This window comes from Acidocella sp. MX-AZ03, assembly GCF_027626035.1.
Classification (GTDB): domain Bacteria; phylum Pseudomonadota; class Alphaproteobacteria; order Acetobacterales; family Acetobacteraceae; genus Acidocella; species Acidocella facilis.
The window spans coordinates 746022-763854 of sequence record NZ_CP110774.1 but is presented as its reverse complement, the minus strand read 5'-3'; the positions used below and the strand labels follow the sequence as shown (position 1 = coordinate 763854).

The following is a 17833-nucleotide window of genomic DNA, read 5'->3' as shown; positions in this document are numbered from 1 at the left end:
CCAGCTTATATGTTTTCAGGCCCCTGGTCACATCATAATCGTCACATCATAATCGCCCGCGGGCGGCTCCAAATTCAGGTGCCGCCACTGCGGCGCCGTTCAAAAATTGCCTTGCTGCTGGCGCTGCATTTGCTGCTCGTGCGCCTGCCTCTTCTGGCGCTTTTTCAGCTCATGACCCGCGATGCAGCCGCCGACAGCCCCAAGCACGGCATGATGGCCGGCATAATGCCCGGCAACGGCCCCCACGGCCGCGCCGGACACGCATCCGGCGGCGAAGGCCGGTGAGGACCCGATGATGGCGAGAAGGGGGACTACGAAAATGAGACGCTTCAAGACAGACTCCGTGAATTCGCGCCGGACCACTCCGACGCCACCTCACAATCAAACCAGCAAATGGCGAAAAATGGGCGATCGTCGGTCGCGATTATGGAGGAGGCCTCGCGCTCAGGGGTCAAAGCTGTGGTCGCAAGCAGGCCTTAGCTGGCGGGCGAAGCCGATCCAGAGCGCCAGCGAGACCAACGCGAACCCCCCTAATATTGTAAACATCGTGGGATATCCCAGAGCCTCGGCGATCCATCCGCCGATCGCCGGGCTTAAGGCGGCGCCGATGCCTTGAACCGTCATCACCGCCCCCTGGCCGACATTCACCCGGCCGGTGCCATTGAGGATGCGCGCCACCAGGCCAGGGACCGCGACGCTTTGCAAGCCGGCGCCGATGCCATCCAGCATCTGCACCGGATAAACGCCCCAGGCGACGATGAGGTGCGCGGCGACGATCCCCCGGATGGGCAAAGAGACAAATGAGAGAAGCAGCAAAAGCCAATAGCCGCGTTTATCCACCAGCCGCATGGCGAAAATCGACGCGAGGATCATCACAGCCTGGGCGACGACAACCGTCTGCGCCACGAAGATCGTCGGGTTTCCCTGCCTGGCGCCCACCACCGCAAGCCCGTAAAGCGGCAACATCGCGGCGTTGCCCAAATGGAAGCAGGCGAGCGAGGCCGCCAGGATCAAGAGCGGCTTCGTCCGCAACAGAACTTGCAGACCACTTGCGTGGCCGTCGTGGCCTGTTGCGCTGGTCAGCCCCCGGGCGGCCTCATGGTCGATCGCCCTGGCGGGAATCATCAACACCGAAATGATCGACAATACGCCAAATGCGCCCGCCAAAGCGAGAACGGCGGGAAACCCATAGAGCCAGCCCAGCAAACCAGACAGGCCCGCGCCGACCATGTTCCCCGCATGATTGAATGCCTGGTTGCGGGCATTTTGGTGAGGAAAGCCGGTTTGGTGCACGATGCCGAGGGTGAGCCCGGTGACCGCCGGGCCAATCGCCGCCCCGGCGATCGCCGTTGCCACCTGCGAGGCGGCAATCATCCAAAATTCCTGCGAGAGAAGGATGAGGCTGGAAGCGGCAACGGTGCAGATGCCGGTGAGGACGATCAAGAGTCTCTTGCGGTGCGTCGCATCGACCAACGCACCAGCCGGCGCCGTCATCACCATCCCCGCGAGACCGCCAAATGTCATCACCGTGCCGATCGGCCCGCTTGTCCAATGATGCGCGAGCAGGAACACGCTCAGGAATGGCCCGATTCCGGCCTGCATGTCGGCCATGAAGAAATTCAGAGCCTGTAGCGGCCAAATTTCCAACCGCACGCGGTTTGTCTTATTCCCCGGATTTATCATCACATCCCGCTGGCGGTCGAGTAGAGCCTTACGGATCTGGGCGCGGGCTGGGCTGATGACAATATATGAGCCCGCCAAATGGCTAGAGCAACATCCGATCAAACGGACTCGTTTGATCGGATAAAGTTGCTCGCTCGAAAAAAAAGCTAGAGCGTGTTCCGTGCACCAACGGGAACGGAATACGCTCTAGATCAGCTTGCGCAGGCTCTCCAGCCGGTCCGCCTCCTCGGCCGGCTTGTCCGTGCGCAGGCGCAATATGCGCGGGAAGCGCAGCGCGATGCCGGATTTATGCCGGGTGGAGAGCTGGGCGGCGTCGAACCCCAGCTCGAAGACCAGCTTTTTCTCCACCTCCCGCACCGGGCCGAAGCGGGCGATGGTATGGGCGCGGATCCATTTATCGATGAAATTCAGCTCCTCGTCCGTATAGCCGGAATAGGCTTTCGCCACCGGCACCAGCTCGCCCGCCTCGGTCCAGACACCGAATGTGTAGTCCGAATAGAAAGAGGAGCGTTTGCCGTGGCCGCGCTGGGCATACATCAGCACCGCATCCAGGCTCAGCGGGGCGCGCTTCCATTTCCACCACAGCCCCTTGGGCCGCCCGGCGAGGTAGGGCGCATCGCCGCGCTTGAGCATCAGCCCCTCGCTGGCCTCGTCCCGGGCGGCGTCGCGCAGTGTCGCCAGCTCGTCGATGCTGGTGAAGGGGATCAAGGGTGAGAGCCGCATCGCGGCGGGTCTGGTGGCGGCGAACCAGGCCTCCAGCCGGGCGCGGCGGGCATCGAAGGGCAGCGCGCGCAGATCCTCGGTGGCCTCGAACAGCAGATCATAGAGCATGATCCCGACCGGGAATTTTTGCTGCAAGGCGGGTGTGGTGGTTTTGCGGTTGAGGCGTTGCTGCAGGTCTGAGAAGGGCGCGATTTCGCCGTCCCGGATCACCAGCAGCTCGCCATCCAGCACCGCATGGAAATCAAGCGCCTCCAGCAGTTCCGGGAAGGACGCCGAAATATCCTCGGCGGCGCGCGAATAGAGCCGCTTGCCGGTCGGGGTGGCGACGATCTGCACCCGGATGCCGTCATATTTCTGCTCGGCGCGGAATTCCCGCCAGTCGGTGCGGGCGATGTCCTCTGCCTCCACCGGATGCGCCAGCATCACCGGGCGGAAGACCGGGGCCTCACCGGGCGTGGGGCGCGGCCCCTGCCCTCCAGCCAGGCGAACAGGCTGGTATATGGCGGGGCGAGGCCGTGCCAGATCTCCTCGATCTCATTCACATCCACCAGCCCCATCTCCGCCAAGGCGAGCTTGGCCAGCCGCAAGGAGGCGCCGACGCGCAGCCCGCCGGTGAGCAGTTTGATGAGGGCCAGCCGTGTGGAGGGATCGCAGCGGTCCAGCCAGCCTTCGATGAGGCCGGGGATTTCAGTGCGCTTGGCGTTTCGTAGCGCTTCGATAACAGCGGGCAGATCGGGCGCGTCGTCGCCCTGGGCGGGCCAGATCAGCGCGATGGTCTCGGCCAGATCGCCGACGAAATCGTAGGATAGCGAAAACAGCTCGGCATCGGTGCGGGTGGCGGCCAGCTCCTTCAGCGTCGCGGATTTCGCACCGGGGAAATCCAGCGCGCCGGCGATGGCGGCGAGCGCATAGCCGCGCTCCGGGTCCGGCCGGCTGGCGAAATAGGCGCGCAGCAGGGCGATCTTGGTGTTGCGGCCGGGGGCGAAGAGCAGCCGCTCCAGCAGCTCGGCAAACGCCTTCATTCGCCCTCTTCTTCCCCATAGCCCACCAGCGACAGCGCCCGGGCGCGGATCTGGCGCAGGGCGCAGGCGCGGATCAGCGCCTCCTCGGCGCCATGGGTCACCCAGATTTCCGGGGCCTGCACCTCGGCGATGGTGGCCAGCAGATCGTCCCAATCGGCATGGTCGGAGATGATCAGCGGCAGTTCGATGCCGGACGCCTTGGCGCGCTGGCGCACCCGCATCCAGCCCGAGGCCTGGGCCACCACCGGGTCTTCCAGCCGCCGCCCCCAGCGCTCGCCGACCGCCGAGGGCGGGGCCAGCACCATCGCGCCTTTCAGCTGCGCCTTTTGCGCCATTGTCGCCGGGCGCAGATCGCCCAACGGTACGCCGAGGCTCTCATAAAGCGCGCAGAGATTGGCATGCGCCCCGTGCAGATAGATCGGCGCATCGAACCCCTGCTGGCGCAGCATGGCGATCAGGCGCTGGGATTTGCCGAGCGAATAAGCGCCGATGACATGCGTGCGATCAGGGAAAAGCGCATGCGAGCGCAGGAGTTTCTCGATCTCCTTGGCCGGGTCCGGATGGCGGAAGACCGGCAGGCCGAACGTGGCTTCGGTGACGAAGACATCGCAGCGCACCGGCTCGAAGGGCGCGCAGGTCGGGTCCGGCTGGCGCTTATAATCGCCGGAGACGACGGCGCGGCTACCGGCATGGTCGAGCACGATCTGCGCCGAGCCTAACACATGTCCCGCCGGAACCAGTTTTATGTTAACATCGTTAATTTGGAGCGTCTCGCCATAGGGCAGAGCCTGTTGCGTGGCTCCTGCCCGCTCCGCGCCCATCCGGGTGCGCATGATGGCGAGTGTCTCGGGCGTGGCCAGTACATGGTCGTGGCCGGGGCGGGCATGGTCCGAATGGCCATGGGTGACGATGGCCCGCGGCACCGCCCGTAGCGGGTCGATATAAAAATCGCCCGGCAGGCAATAGAGCCCGGCCGGGGTCGGCTTCAGCCAGCGTTCCGGATGTGGGGTGTTGGAACAAAGCATGAAAACACCATATGGTGGCTTATGGCCTCTCTGCCAGAGCGATTTGAAAAATGGTTCGCCGCCAAGGGCTGGCGCCTGCGCGCCCACCAGGCCGAGATGCTGGACGCGGCCCAGGAGGGCGCGGATGCGCTGCTGATCGCCCCCACCGGGGCTGGCAAGACGCTGGCCGGGTTTCTGCCCAGCCTGGTTGCGCTGGCGGCGCGGCCGCGTGAGGGGCTGCACACGCTCTATGTCAGCCCGCTGAAGGCGCTGGGCACGGATATTGCCCGCAATCTGCAAATCCCGGTGGCGGAGATGGGCTTGTCCGTCTCCATCGAGACCCGCAGCGGCGACACCCCGGCCAATCGCCGCGCCCGGCAGAAGGAGATGGCGCCGAATATTCTGCTGACCACCCCGGAATCGCTGCTGCTGCTGCTCTCGCAGGAAAATAGCGGGGTGTATTTCAAGGGTCTGGCCTGCGTGGTGGTAGATGAGATCCATGCCCTGGCCGGGACCAAGCGGGGGGATCAGCTGGCTTTGTGTCTCTCACGGCTGCGCGCCCTCTCGGCCACGCGAATCGTCGGGCTTTCGGCCACGGTGGCGCATCCTGAGGCGATGCGCCGGTTCGTGGGCCGGAAGCGCGGCTGGTACAGGCCAAGGAGGGGGCGGCGCCCGAGATCACGTTAGCGCTGCCCGAGACCGAAATCCCCTGGTCGGGCCATATGGGGCTGAAATCGGCAGAGCTGGTGCTGCGGAAAATCGCCCAGGCGAAGATGAGCATCGTCTTCGTCAATACCCGCGCCCAGGCGGAGCTGCTGTTTGCGGAAATCTGGCGGCATAATGAGGAAAACCTGCCGATCGCCATCCATCATGGCAGTCTGGACATCGCCCAGCGCCGCAAGGTGGAGGCGGCGATGGCGGAGGGGAAGTTGCGCGGTGTCATCGCCACCTCCTCGCTGGATCTCGGCATCGATTGGGGCGGGGTGGATCAGGTGCTGCAGATCGGCGCGCCGAAGGGGGTATCGCGGCTGCTGCAGCGCCTGGGCCGGGCCAATCACCGGCTGGACGAACCCTCCCGCGCCGTGCTGGTGCCGGCCAACCGGTTCGAGGTGCTGGAATGCGAGGCGGCGATGGCCGGCGTGGCCGAAGCGGCTCTGGATGGCGATCCGCCCGCCCTGGCGGGCTGGATGTGCTGGCCCAGCATGTTCTGGGCATGGCCTGCGCGGGGAAATTTCACCCGGATGATCTCTATCGCGAGGTGGTCTCTGCCGCGCCCTATGAGGATTTATCCCGGCCGGACTTCGATGCGGTGCTGGGCTTCGTCGAGGATGGCGGCTACGCGCTCGCCGCCTATGAGCGCTATCGCAAATTGTTCCGGGATTCAGAGGGGTTTGTCTATCCGGCCAACGCCAAAGTGGTGCAGCAATTCCGGATGAATATCGGCACCATCGTCGAGGCGCCGCTGATCAAGATCCGGCTGCTGGGGCGGCGTGGCGGGGGCTTTGGCGCGGCCTTGGGCGAGGTGGAGGAATATTTCGTCAATCAGCTCGTCCCTGGCGACAGCTTCATGTTTGCCGGGCGGGTGTTGAAATTCATCCGCCTGCGGGAAAACGCGGCGGAGGTGGTGGAAGCCCCTGGCAAGGAGCCGAAAGTGCCGGCTTATGCCGGGGCCAGGCTGCCGCTCACCACCAATCTCGCGGCGCGGGTAAGGGCGATGCTGCATGACCCGGGCTGCTGGGGTGCCTTTCCGGAACAGGTGCGGGACTGGCTGGCGCTGCAGAGGCGCCGCTCCCGCCTGCCCGGGCCGAACGGGTTGCTGGTGGAGACATTCCCGCGCGCCGGGCGCTGGTTCATGGTGGTCTATGCCTTCGAGGGGCGCAACGCGCACCAGACTTTGGGCCTGTTGCTGACCAAGCGGATGGAGCGCGCCGGCTTCGCGCCGATCGGCTTTGTCGCGTCCGATTATGTGCTGGCGATCTGGTCCGCTTATCGCCCGGAAAAGATCGAGCAGCTGTTTCATGAGGATCTGCTGGGCGATGATCTGGAGGAATGGATGGAGACCAGCTCGCTGCTGCGCCGCGCCTTCCGGCAAGTGGCGGTGATTGCCGGGTTGATCCCGCGCCAGCTCCCAGGGGTTGAGAAGAACCGCCGCCAGGTGACGGTGAATTCAGACCTGATCTATGACGTGCTGCGCCGCCACCAGCCTGACCATATTCTGCTGCGCGCCACCCGGGCGGATGCGGCGCATGGGCTGATCGATCTCTCCCGCATCGCCGCCCTGCTGGCGCGGGCGAAGGGGCGGATCACCCATATGGCGCTCTCCCGAGTCTCGCCCTTGGCGGTGCCGGTGCTGCTGGAGATTGGCCGCGAACATGTGCAGGGCGAGGCCGAGGAACTGCTGCTGGCCGAGGCGCAGGCGCTGATCGCCGAAGCTGGTGAGGATGAGAATGTTCATGGAAATTTTATCCATGGTCCGAAAGGACAGAATATGCTCTTTGACCATACATGACCGCCGCACCGATTCATTTCCGCAACGAACGTTTGATGCTCGACCCCTCCGGTGCCGCTTTCTGGCCCGCCAAGCGGGTGCTGATCGTCGCCGACCTGCATTTCGAGAAATCCTCCTCGCTGGCCGCCCGCGGGGCGCTGCTGCCGCCTTTCGATACGCGCGCCACATTGGAGCGGCTGACCAGGCTGGTGCGGCTCTACCGCCCCTCCCGGCTGATCGCGCTGGGGGACAGCTTCCATGACACGCAGGGCCATGCCCGGCTCTCCAAGGATGACCGCACGCGGCTGGAGGCGATCGGCCGGGAGGCGCAGATCATCTGGATCGCCGGTAATCACGATGCCACCCCGCATGATCTGCCGGGGCAATGCGTGGCCGAGCATCGGGAAGGCCCGTTCGTGTTCCGCCACCAGGCGCAGCCCCTGCTGGGGTTGCGGGAGATCGAGCTTTCCGGGCATTTCCACCCGAAAGCCAGCATCGAGTCGCGGGCCAAGCGGGTCTCGCGGCCCTGCTTCGTCTCCGATGGCAGCACCAGGCTGATCCTGCCGGCCTTCGGTGCGCTCACCGGCGGGCTGGATGTGCGCGAGGCGCCGATTGCCCGGCTGTTCCCGCGCGGCTTGCGGGTGTTCATGCTGGGCCAGGAGCAGCTTTATTCTTTCGCGCTGGAGCAGCTGGGGCGGCTCGCCGAGGTGGCGTAAACGCCTCACGCGCCTATATTCACCCGCATGACCAATCTTGTCTGGTTCCGTAACGATCTGCGCCTTGCCGATAACCCGGCCCTGCACGCCGCCGCCGCGGCCGGCGATGTCATTCTGCTCTATATCCTCGATGAGCGCGCCGGCGGGGCGAGCCGCTGGTGGCTGCATCATTCACTGAGCGCGCTGGGGGCGGAGATCGCCGCGCGCGGCGGGCGGCTGGTGCTGCGCCGGGGCGATGCAACGGAGATCATCACGGGGCTGGTGAAGGCGCACAAGGTTGCGGCGGTGCATGTGGCGCGCGCCTATGAGCCGGCTTGGCGCGAAGCGGACCGGGCGCTGGATGCGGCGCTGAAAAGGCTGGATTGCGGGCTGCACCGGCATCTTTCCACCTCGCTGTTTCACCCGGAGCGGATCACCACCAAGGCCGGCGGGATGTACGGCGTCTACACGCCTTTCTCGAAAGCCTGCCAGGAGGCCGGGGTGCCGGAGACGCTGCTGCCGGTGCCCAGCGCCCTGCTCGGGCCGAAGATCGAAAGCGAGGATCTGGCCGATTGGGGGCTGCTGCCGATCAGGCCGGACTGGGCTGGCGGGATGCGGGCGGAATGGACGCCCGGCGAAGCGGGGGCGAAGGCGCGGCTGGAGGCGTTTCTGGCCGGGCCGGTGCAGGATTACGCCACCGCCCGCGACATACCCGGCCGCCATGGCACCTCGAAACTCTCCCCGCATGCGCATTTTGGCGAGATCTCGCCACGTTATGTCTGGCACCGGGCGCGCGCGGCGGGTGCTGGCGAGGGGGTGGAGACCTTCCTGAAGGAGCTGCTCTGGCGGGAATTCTCGATCAATCTGCTCTGGCAGCATCCGGACCTGCGCCGCGAGCCGATCCGCAGGGAGTTCAAGGATTTCCCCTGGGAGACCAACCGCGACAGGCTGACCGCCTGGCAGACGGGCAAGACCGGGATTCCCATCGTCGATGCCGGGATGCGCGAGCTCTGGATCACCGGCTGGATGCATAACCGGGTGCGGATGATCTGCGCCTCCTATCTGGTGAAGCATCTGCTGATCCCCTGGCAGGCCGGCGAGGCCTGGTTCTGGGATACGCTATGCGAGGCGGATGAGGCGGCGAATGGCGCCTCCTGGCAATGGGTGGCGGGGTGCGGGGCGGATGCCGCGCCTTATTTCCGGGTCTTCAACCCGGTGCTGCAGGGGCAGAAATTCGATGGCGACGGCGCCTATGTGCGCCGCTTCCTGCCGGCGCTGAAGCGGTTGCCGGACAAATATATCCACGCCCCCTGGGAGGCGCCGCCTGAGATTTTGGCGGCGTGCGGGGTGAAGCTGGGGAGTAATTATCCGCAGCCGCTGGTGAAGCCGGCGGAGGGGCGGGATAAGGCGCTGGCCGCCTATGCGAGGTTGAAAGGCGGGAGGCCAGCGTAAGCCCTTGCCAGAGGTCGCGGAACAACCCATCTTTGAGTTGTAATGTTACCTTTTATTTCAACGCGTTGCTGGTCCATGCGATGATCCCCAACGGACGCGGACTGCGCATTGTCGGCGATGTGCATGGCGATTCCCGCGCCTTCGCGGCGGCGGCGCAGACGGATCGGTTCATCATCCAGCTCGGCGATCTCGTCGATGACGGGCCGGATACCCCCGGCGCGCTGCGGATCATGTTCGAGATTTTGGACGAGAAGCGTGGGCTGTTCCTGCTCGGCAATCATGATTTCAAGCTCGGGCGGGCGCTGCGGGGGGATCGGGTGCGCGGCGAGCCGACGGCAAAGACCATGGCCATTCTGCCGGACGAGCTGCGGGAGCGCACGCGCGAGGAGATTTTGCGCGCGCCGGTCTGGCTGCAATCGGGAAAGCTGTTTTTCGTGCATGGCGGGTTTCATCCGGCGATGCTGGAGCAGCCCCCGGCCCCTTCCCGCCCGGCCGGCCGGAGCCGCTCTGGGCGCGCGCTCTCTATGGCCAGACCAGCGGCCGGGTGAGCAGCGGCGGCAAGCCGGAGCGGCTGCTGCGCTGGGTGGATGATCTGCCCGCGGGCATCACCGCCTATGTCGGGCACGACCAGCGCTCGACCGACGGGCGGCCTTATATCCGCCACGGGCGCAAGGGCGGCATGGCGGTGTTTCTGGATACCGGGGCGGGCAAAGGCGGGCATCTCTCCTGGATGGATATCGACCCCCTGCCCTGAGCCGGCCCTCGGCGGCGCAGAGGCGGGCTTGAACCGCTGGCGCCGCGCCCGACATCTTCACCGAAAGGATGCGGGCGGATGCAGGCATGGCACGCGCTGGTGGGTGACGGGGCGACGCGGATTCTCTGGTGGCAGATGAGTTTGCGCGCGGTGATCGTGCTGGTCTATGGGCTGGCGGCGATCCGGCTGCTGGGGCGGCGCGCCTTTGGGCGGCAGAGTCCGCTGGATATCGTCATCGCCATCGTCATCGGCTCCAGCCTCAGCCGCGCCCTAACCGGCAATGCCAAGCTGATCGACACGCTGGTGGCGACGACGGTGTTTCTGCTGCTCTACTGGGCGTTGGACCATCTGGCGGCGCGTTGGCCGGTTTTGGGCCGGGTGGTGAAAGGCAGGCCGATCCCGCTGATCGAGAATGGCAGGATGCGCGGTGGGAATATGCGGGCCAGCGCGGTGACGCCGCATGATATCGAGGAGGCGGCGCGTTGTGCCGGGCATGAGGGGTTGGGGGCGCTGGAAACGGCGATGCTGGAGCGCAACGGCCAGATCAGCACGATCGCAAAAAAATAAGAGTTTTTTGGTGCCGCCGGCGCGCCGATGAGGAAGCAGCTTTGCTGCTGTCTCTGAATCGGCCCGCCCAGCGCAACTCAAAAAAGCGGCGAAAAACGCCGGGGTGTATGCACCGCTGGTGCCAACACCCAAACGTCTCTTGGCCCTTTTTGAAAAAAGGGCCAAACCCAAAAACTTTTATTCGTTTAAGTAGGGATTGGTTTCACGTTCGGCGCCAATCGTCGAACCAGGGCCGTGGCCGCACAGAAACCCGAAACTGTCCGGCAGCACCAAAAGCTCGCGCTTGATCGAGGCGATCAGCTGCGCATGGTCGCCGTAATCACCGAAATCCGTGCGCCCGACCGAGCCCTTGAACAACACATCGCCGAGAATGCCGAATTGCAGCGCCTTGTTCAGGAACACCATATGGCCGGGCGTATGGCCGGGGCAGTGACGGACCTCGAAATCCGCGCCGCCGAGCTTGATCACATCCCCCGCCCGCAGCCAGCGATCCGGCGTGCAGTCCCGCGCCTTGATGCCGTAGCGCGCCCCCTGCTCGGCCAGGCCATCGAGCAGGAATTTATCCTCGATGCCGGGGCCGATGATGCGCACATCCAGCTTTTCCGCCAGCTCCATCGCCCCGCCCGCATGGTCGATATGGCCATGGGTGAGGAAAATCTCGGTGATGGAGAGGCCGAGCTTGGTGATCTGTTCGGTGATGTAGGGCACATCCCGCCCGGGTCGATCACCGCGCCGATCTTGGTTTCGTCATCCCAGGCCAGGGCGCAATTCTGCTGAAAGGCGGTGACGGGGATGATACCGATTTTGAAGCTCATGAGCGAAGATCCGGGGCGGTGGCTTCGGCTTTCAACAGGGCCACCGCTTCATCGAGCCCCAGGATTTCCTGCGCGGCACCGCCGAGGCGGCGCAGCGCCACCTTGCGCTCCTCCGCCTCCTTGCGCCCGACCACCAGAATGTTGGGCACATGGTGCAGCGAATGGTCGCGGATTTTCGCCTGGATCTTCTGGTTGCTGGTATCCAGCTCCACCGAAAGCCCAGCGGCGCGCAGCGCCTGCGCGACTTCGGCGGCATAGTCATCCGCATCGGAGACGATGGTGGCGACGACGGCCTGGGTCGGGGCCAGCCAGAGCGGGAAGCGCCCGGCATATTGCTCGATCAGGATGCCGAGAAACCGCTCAAAGCTGCCGATGATCGCGCGATGCAGCATCACCGGGCGGGCGCGGCTGCTCTCGGAGGTGACATATTCCGCGTCCAGCCGCTCGGGCAGCACGAAATCCACCTGGATGGTGCCGCATTGCCAGTCCCGCCCGATCGCATCGCGCAGCACGAATTCCAGCTTCGGCCCGTAGAAGGCGCCCTCGCCGGGGTTCAGCGTGTATTCCACCCCGGCCTTTTCGCAGGCGGCCTTCAGCGCGCCTTCGGCACGGTCCCAGACATCGTCGGCGCCGGCGCGAACCTCCGGGCGGTCGGAGAATTTGACCGTGAAGCTCTCGAAGCCGAAATCCTTGTAGACGCTCTCCAGCAGGGCGACGAATTTCACCGTCTCGTCGGCGATCTGGTCTTCCATGCAGAAGATATGCGCATCGTCCTGGGTGAAGGCGCGCACGCGCATGATGCCGTGCAGCGCGCCCGAGGGCTCGTAGCGATGGCAGGCGCCGAATTCGGCCATGCGGATCGGCAGCTCCTTGTAAGAGCGCAGGCCCTGGTTGAAGATCTGCACATGGCAGGGGCAGTTCATCGGCTTCAGCGCGAGGGTGGTGTCCTCCTCCGCCACTTCCGCGATGAACATGTTCTTGCGGTATTTGTCCCAATGGCCGGAAAGCTCCCACAGCTTGCGGTCGACCAGCTGCGGCGTTCGCACTTCCTCATAGCCCCCGCTTCCTGGCGGCGGCGGATATAGGCCTCCACCGTGCGGTAGAGCTTCCAGCCTTTCGGGTGCCAGAAGATGGAGCCGGTGGCCTCTTCCTGGATATGGAACAGATCCATCTCGCGGCCGATCTTGCGGTGGTCGCGCTTTTCCGCCTCTTCGAGCTGGGTGAGGTAGGCGTCCAGCTCCTTATTGTCGCGCCAGGCGGTGCCGTAGATGCGGCTCAGCATCGGGTTTTTGGAATCACCGCGCCAATAGGCGCCGGCGGTCTTCATCAGCTTGAAGCCGCTGCCGATATCGCCGGTGGAGCGCATATGCGGACCACGGCAAAGGTCCAGCCATTCGCCCTGGCGGTAGATCGTGATGGTCTCGCTCTCCGGCAGGTCGCGGATCAGCTCGGCCTTGAAGCGCTCGCCACGGGCCTCGAAGAATTTGATCGCCTCGTCGCGGTCCCATTCCTCGCGCACAAAGCCAGCATTGCGGCCGATGATCTCGCGCATCTTGGCCTCGATCGCCGGCAAATCGGCCGGGGTGAAGGGCTCGTTGCGGTAGAAATCGTAATAGAAGCCGTTTTCGATGGAGGGGCCGATGGTGACCTGGGTGCCAGGAAACAGCTCCTGCACCGCTTCGGCCAGCACATGGGCGGCATCGTGGCGGATCATCTCCAAAGCCGCCTCATCCTTGCGGGTGATGAATTTCACCGCGCTGTCCTCGGCGATCTCGCGGGAGAGGTCCATCTGCTTGCCGTTCACCTCCATCGCCAGCGCAGCGCGGGCCAGGCCCGGGCCGATGGCGGCGGCGATATTGGTGCCGGTCACCGCGCCGTCGAAGGAACGAACGGAACCGTCGGGCAGGGTGATGGCAGGCATAGGCGTCTTCCTAAATATAATGAAACGTCGCGGCGGGTTATGGCAGCAGGGCCAGCACTTGCGCAACCGGCAGCTCTTGCAGGGAGGGGGCGCGGGCAATGGCGGGCCAGCCGCCATCAGGATAGCGCGGCGCGGTGCGGGCGGGCGCGGAGGCGGCGGAGAAGAGCGAGAGGCACGGCGTGCCGAGCGCGGCGGCGAGATGCATCGGCCCGGTATCGTTGCCGATGGCCAAGCTGGCGCGCCGGAACACCGCAGCGAGCTGGAAGAAATCCGTGCGGCCGGTGAGGTCGATGCCGCCAATGGTCTGGGCCAGGGGTTTTTCGCCGGCGGTGCCGACGATGACGCACGGGGACGGCAAAGCGGCGGCGAGCTCGCGGAATTTCTCCGCCGGGAAGCGTTTTTCCGGGCGGTGCGGGGCGGCGCCCGGCACCAGCACCACGTAGTCCGGCGGCAGATCGAAGCCAGAGATGTCACCGGTCAGCCATGACAAATCCGGGGCCGGCAAAGGGGGCGGGATGCCGGCCAGGCCGAGCTGCTGCTCCAGCCGCTCGCGGCTATGCAGGGTTTCACGGTTGGCGGCATCCGGAAAAGCGCAGCCGCGTGCGATGCCGGACCAGGAAGGGCGGCCGGCCAGGGCGAAATAACGGGTGGAGCGGCCGGAGGTTTGCAGGTCATAGACCATGTCGAACCCGGCGAGCTGGCGTTTGAGCCGCAGCAAGGCGGGGAGCTGCCACCAATCCGGCTTGGCGTCGATCTCGATCTTGTCGAACCAGGGGCTGGCGCCGAGCAGCCCGGCATAGGGCCTGGTGGTGAGCAGGGTGATCTCATCGCCCGCATGGCGGGCACGGATGGCGGCGAAGGCGGCGAAACTCAGCACGATATCGCCAAAGGCGCCATGGCGGATGACGAGGATGCGGCTCATCCCAGCAGCTCGGCATAGAGATGGAGATAGCGCGTCTGCATCGCTTCCAGCGAGAAACGCTGCCCCACCGCCTCGCGGGCGCGCTGGCCGAAGGCGAGGCGCAGCTCCGCATCGCCCTCCAGGATCGCGTCGAACAAGGCGGCCAGGGCGGTGTCGTCGCCGGGCGGGAAGAGGAAGCCGGTGACATCGGGCTCGATCGTCTCATGCGCGCCGCCATGGCCGGCGGCGACGACGATTTTGCCCATCGCCTGCGCCTCGATGATGGTGCGGCCGAAGGCTTCCGGCTCGGTGGAGCAATTCACCACGATATCGGCCAGTTTCAGCGCGGCGGGCATGTCTTCCACATGCCCGGCCAAACGCAGCCGGCCGCCGACGCCGAGCCGGTTGGCGAGATCCAGCAGCTCCTGGGTGTATTTATGCCGGCCCTGATCCGAGCCGATGAGAATGCCCACCGCCTCCTGGTGCTGCATCTTCGCCAGGGCGCGGATGAACAGACGCTGGCCCTTCCAGCCGGTGAGCCGGCCGGGGAGCAAGATGGCGGGCTGGCCGTTCTCGATCCGCCATTCCTTGGCGAGGCGGACGGCGCGGTCCCCACGCACCGCGGCGGGGTCGAATTTCTGCAGATCGACACCGTTATGGATGACACGGAGTTTTGCAGGATCAATCTTGTAGCGGGATTTAATGAGATCCGAGATGAACTCACTCACCGCCACCACCCGGGCCCCGGACGCCATCACCTGGTTGTAGCGCTTCTTCAGCTTGCTCTTTTCGCCATAGGAGCCGTGATAGGTGGTGACGAAGGGGATATCGAGCGCCCGCGCCGCGCGGAAGGCCGCCCAGGCCGGGGCGCGGGAATGGGCATGCACGAGATCGACATGGTTTTCCCGCATCACGGCGCGCAGCTTTCGCCCGTTGCGCCATATCTTTAAAGGATTTTTGGACGCGACCGGCAGATGGATCAGCTCCGCACCGGCGCGCAGGGCGAGGTTGGAAAGCGGCCCATCCTCGGCCACAATGATCGAGCGATGGCCGCAGAGATGCACCGCCTGGGCGATTTCGATGGCCACCCGCTCCGCGCCGCCGGCATCGAGCTTGGGGAGCAGCTGGAGAATCGTGCGCGGGCGGTCAATCATGGCTGCGCGCTACCAGGGTTGGAGGGTTATGACTATGCCGTTTGTGTCACGCCTGCCGGGAATCGACCTGGCCTATGAGGTTCTGGATGGGCGCGGGCCGCTGGTGATGTTCTGCCCCGGCTATGCCTCGGACATGCAGGGCACCAAGGCGCTGGCGCTGGAAGCCTGGTGCAAGGCGCGGGGCCGGGCGATGCTGCGCTTCGACTATGCCGGGCATGGCGCCTCCGGCGGGGTGTTTCTGGAAAACGGCATCGGCGACTGGGCGGCGGATGCGGCCTATGTGCTGGAGCAGGTGGCGCAGGGGCGCGAGGTGCTGCTGGTCGGCTCCTCGATGGGCGGCTGGATTTCGCTGATCCTGGGGCAGGCTTTGGGCGCGCGGCTGGCGGGGCTGGTGCTGCTGGCCCCTGCCCCGGATTTCACCGCCCGGATGCTGGAGGTGGAGCTGCCGCCCGAACAGCAAGAGGCGATCCGCAAGCAAGGCGTGATCTATAAGCCTTCCGAGTATGGCGACCCGATGCCCTTCTCGCTGGCGCTGATCGAGCGCAGCGCGGCGCATTATGTGATGACCAAGCCCATCGCCATCACCGCGCCGGTGCGGATTTTGCACGGGATGCGCGATGACGCGGTGCCCTGGGAATTGTCGCTGAAGCTCGTGCAAAATCTGACCGGCTCGGATGTGCGGGCGAGCTTCATCAAGGCCGGCGACCATCGGCTTTCCACGCCGGAAGATCTGGCGTTGCTAGAGCAGACCGTGGGCGCGCTCCTCGGCCAGGATGGCGGCTAGGCCCTCGCGGTAGGTAGGGTAGCGCCAGGCGAGGTTGAGGCCGGATTTGGTGGCTTCGGCCCGCACCTTGCGGTTCTCCGCCAGAAGCTGCGCGCCATGGGGACATGGTTTTCACCGCCTCCTCAAACGGCACGGGCGGCGGCGGGGCGATGCCGAGCAGGCGGGCCGCTTCCTGGACCACGTCCGTCGGCGCGGCGGGCTCGTCATCGGCGAAGTTGAAAATGCCGGTGGCGCCCTGGCGGATGGCGGCGGCAACGCCCAGCCCGATATCCTCCCGGTGGATGCGCCCGAACATATGGCCGGGCTTGATCACATGCCGCCCCTGCCCGGCCCGCAGATCGTCCAGCATGGAGCGGCCGGGGCCGTAAATGCCGGCGAGGCGGAAGATGGCCAGGGGCTTGCCCAAATCCGCCCAGCCCTGCTCGGCGGCGATGCGCCGGCGGGCGCGGGCGGAACCGGGATTGGGCGGGGTGGTTTCATCCACCCAGCCGCCTTGCGCGTCGCCATAGATGCCGGTGGTGGAAAGATAGCCCAGCCAGATCGCTGGGGCGGCGCCCAAGGCGGTGCCGTAGCGGGCCAGGACGGGGTCACCCTGCTCATCCGGCGCGGCGCTGGTGAGGATGTGGCTGGCCTGGGCGATGGCCGGCTGCGCCTGCGCGAAGGGCAGCAGCGTGACGCCGGGCTCCGGCCTGGCCTCGCTGCGATAGGTGGCGCTCACCTGCCAGCCCGCCGCCACCGCCTCTTTGGCGATGGCGCGGCCGGCATAGCCGAGGCCGAAAATGAGAAGATGCGGGGACGAGACTGTCATCCCCGCCTTTCTGGCATCAACCCGGCCCCGTTAAAAGCCTGGAAAAATTAGCAAAAGTTTTTGGGGTGTGGGGACTTTTTTCAAAAAGTCCCACGAAGGTTCGGGGTGGTGGCAACTGCGGTGCCACCACCCCGAACGTCTTCGCCGCTTTTTTGAAAAAAAGCGGCACCAAAAAACTTTTATAACTTATTCAAAGAGTTACTTTAGCCCTTCTTGCCCAGCTTATATTCCAACGCCTCTTCCGCCGTGGCGACACCGCCATGCGCGGCCGACCAGGCCATCGGGTTTTCCAGGAATTTGCGCACCCCGGCCAGGGCGGCATCCGAGAAATAAGCGTGGCTCTTGGCGGCTTCCAGCACATCCCACCAGGTGCAGAGATGATGCAGCTTGATGTCCATGCTCTCCAGCGTCTCGAAGGAGCCGGGGAAGACGCCGTAGAAGAACACCACGAACGTATGGTTGCAGAGCGCCCGGCTTCGCGCAGCGCGTTGGCGAACTGGATCTTGGAGCCGCCATCGGTGGTCAGATCCTCGACCAGCAGCGTGTTCAGCCCTTCCGGCACGTCGCCCTCGATCAGCGCGTTCTTGCCAAAGCCCTTCGGCTTCTTGCGGACATAGGCCATCGGCGCGTGCATGCGCTCGGAGATCCAGGCGGCGAAGGGAATGCCCGCGGTCTCGCCGCCGGCCACGGCCTGGATGGTCTCATGGCCGACATGGCGGTAGATCTTCTCCACCGCCAGATCGCAGATTTTGGCGCGGGCGCGGGGAAATAGATGATCTTGCGGCAATCGATATAGACCGGGGATTTCCAGCCGGAGGTGAGGGTATAGGGCTCCTCGGGGCGGAAATTCACCGCCTTGATCTCCAGCAGCAGCTTCGCCGTGGTCAGGGCAGCATCCCGGTCCCAGTCGCTCGCCCAGTCGATTTTCGCGGCAATCCGCCCACTCATATCCTTAAACTCCGTTCAACGCGGTCAAACCGCCCCCTCCTAGCCGCTCGCTTGCAGCCCGTCCATGCGTTTTGGCGGGGCGGGGCCAGGGTTGTGCGGCGCGGCGGGAGTGGT

General features: G+C 65.4%; 13 protein-coding genes and 5 pseudogenes. 9 read left to right on the top strand and 9 right to left on the bottom strand.

Features of this window, described 5'->3' with window-relative positions; genetic code table 11:
• Window positions 1–9 precede the first annotated feature (9 nt).
• The gene (locus GT370_RS04260; RefSeq protein ID WP_168118390.1) at window positions 10–285 is read left to right on the top strand and encodes a hypothetical protein; all 276 of its coding nucleotides are present in this window, start codon (window positions 10–12) and stop codon (window positions 283–285) included.
• Between the two features lie 159 nt (window positions 286–444).
• On the opposite strand, the gene GT370_RS04255 is transcribed toward GT370_RS04260, so the two are convergent.
• The 3 genes and pseudogenes from GT370_RS04255 to GT370_RS04245 form a co-directional block, all read right to left on the bottom strand.
• Window positions 445–1683, bottom strand: coding sequence for an MFS transporter (locus tag GT370_RS04255; protein WP_039885005.1), 1239 nt, complete (start codon window positions 1681–1683; stop codon window positions 445–447).
• 186 nt (window positions 1684–1869) lie between these two features.
• A pseudogene (locus tag GT370_RS04250) lies at window positions 1870–3428 on the bottom strand (cisplatin damage response ATP-dependent DNA ligase).
• The gene (locus GT370_RS04245; RefSeq protein ID WP_008493031.1) at window positions 3425–4453 is read right to left on the bottom strand and encodes a ligase-associated DNA damage response exonuclease; all 1029 of its coding nucleotides are present in this window, start codon (window positions 4451–4453) and stop codon (window positions 3425–3427) included. The pseudogene GT370_RS04250 and the gene GT370_RS04245 overlap by 4 nt, the downstream one beginning before the upstream one ends.
• 21 nt (window positions 4454–4474) lie before the next feature.
• Here GT370_RS04245 and GT370_RS21235 point away from each other — a divergent pair, with 21 nt between their 5' ends.
• The 7 genes and pseudogenes from GT370_RS21235 to GT370_RS04220 all read left to right on the top strand — a co-directional run bounded on the left by GT370_RS21235 (window position 4475) and on the right by GT370_RS04220 (window position 10388).
• On the top strand, window positions 4475–5119 hold the full coding sequence (locus tag GT370_RS21235; RefSeq protein WP_442865487.1) for a DEAD/DEAH box helicase: 645 nt from the start codon (window positions 4475–4477) through the stop codon (window positions 5117–5119).
• A 35-nt stretch (window positions 5120–5154) separates the two neighbouring features.
• Window positions 5155–5424, top strand: a pseudogene (locus tag GT370_RS21230) (helicase-related protein); the annotation flags it as partial.
• A 125-nt stretch (window positions 5425–5549) separates the two neighbouring features.
• Complete coding sequence (locus tag GT370_RS21225) at window positions 5550–6941, top strand: hypothetical protein (protein ID WP_442865486.1); 1392 nt, start codon at window positions 5550–5552, stop codon at window positions 6939–6941.
• Window positions 6938–7636, top strand: a complete 699-nt coding sequence (gene pdeM / locus GT370_RS04235) for a ligase-associated DNA damage response endonuclease PdeM (RefSeq protein ID WP_008493033.1) — start codon at window positions 6938–6940, stop codon at window positions 7634–7636. The genes GT370_RS21225 and pdeM overlap by 4 nt, the downstream gene beginning before the upstream one ends.
• A gap of 27 nt (window positions 7637–7663) precedes the next feature.
• Window positions 7664–9067, top strand: a complete 1404-nt coding sequence (locus GT370_RS04230; protein ID WP_008493034.1) for a cryptochrome/photolyase family protein — start codon at window positions 7664–7666, stop codon at window positions 9065–9067.
• 80 nt (window positions 9068–9147) lie between these two features.
• Window positions 9148–9821 (top strand): annotated as a pseudogene (locus GT370_RS04225) (metallophosphoesterase).
• A gap of 78 nt (window positions 9822–9899) precedes the next feature.
• The gene (locus GT370_RS04220) at window positions 9900–10388 is read left to right on the top strand and encodes a DUF421 domain-containing protein (protein ID WP_008493038.1); all 489 of its coding nucleotides are present in this window, start codon (window positions 9900–9902) and stop codon (window positions 10386–10388) included.
• A 177-nt stretch (window positions 10389–10565) separates the two neighbouring features.
• On the opposite strand, the gene GT370_RS04215 is transcribed toward GT370_RS04220, so the two are convergent.
• From GT370_RS04215 to GT370_RS04200, 4 genes and pseudogenes are all read right to left on the bottom strand, one after another.
• Window positions 10566–11096 carry an MBL fold metallo-hydrolase gene (locus tag GT370_RS04215; protein WP_333490016.1) on the bottom strand — a complete coding sequence of 177 codons (531 nt, stop codon included), beginning with the start codon at window positions 11094–11096 and terminating at the stop codon, window positions 10566–10568.
• 103 nt (window positions 11097–11199) lie between these two features.
• Window positions 11200–13124, bottom strand: a pseudogene (gene thrS / locus GT370_RS04210) (threonine--tRNA ligase).
• Between the two features lie 37 nt (window positions 13125–13161).
• Window positions 13162–14046 carry a glycosyltransferase family 9 protein gene (locus tag GT370_RS04205; RefSeq protein ID WP_008493041.1) on the bottom strand — a complete coding sequence of 295 codons (885 nt, stop codon included), beginning with the start codon at window positions 14044–14046 and terminating at the stop codon, window positions 13162–13164.
• Entirely contained in the window at window positions 14043–15179 is a 1137-nt protein-coding gene (locus GT370_RS04200; RefSeq protein ID WP_008493042.1) for a glycosyltransferase family 4 protein, read from the bottom strand. Before GT370_RS04200 ends, GT370_RS04205 begins: the two co-directional genes overlap by 4 nt.
• A 34-nt stretch (window positions 15180–15213) precedes the next feature.
• On the opposite strand from GT370_RS04200, the gene GT370_RS04195 reads away from it, so the two are divergent.
• The gene (locus GT370_RS04195) at window positions 15214–15963 is read left to right on the top strand and encodes an alpha/beta hydrolase (protein WP_008493043.1); all 750 of its coding nucleotides are present in this window, start codon (window positions 15214–15216) and stop codon (window positions 15961–15963) included.
• Here the strand turns inward: GT370_RS04195 and GT370_RS04190 are convergent.
• Together GT370_RS04190 and GT370_RS04185 are read right to left on the bottom strand one after the other, a co-directional pair.
• On the bottom strand, window positions 15872–16771 hold the full coding sequence (locus GT370_RS04190) for an SDR family NAD(P)-dependent oxidoreductase (protein ID WP_270183937.1): 900 nt from the start codon (window positions 16769–16771) through the stop codon (window positions 15872–15874). The two genes, GT370_RS04195 and GT370_RS04190, sit on opposite strands and share 92 nt — an antisense overlap.
• 203 nt (window positions 16772–16974) lie before the next feature.
• Window positions 16975–17719, bottom strand: a pseudogene (locus tag GT370_RS04185) (orotate phosphoribosyltransferase).
• Window positions 17720–17833 lie beyond the last annotated feature (114 nt).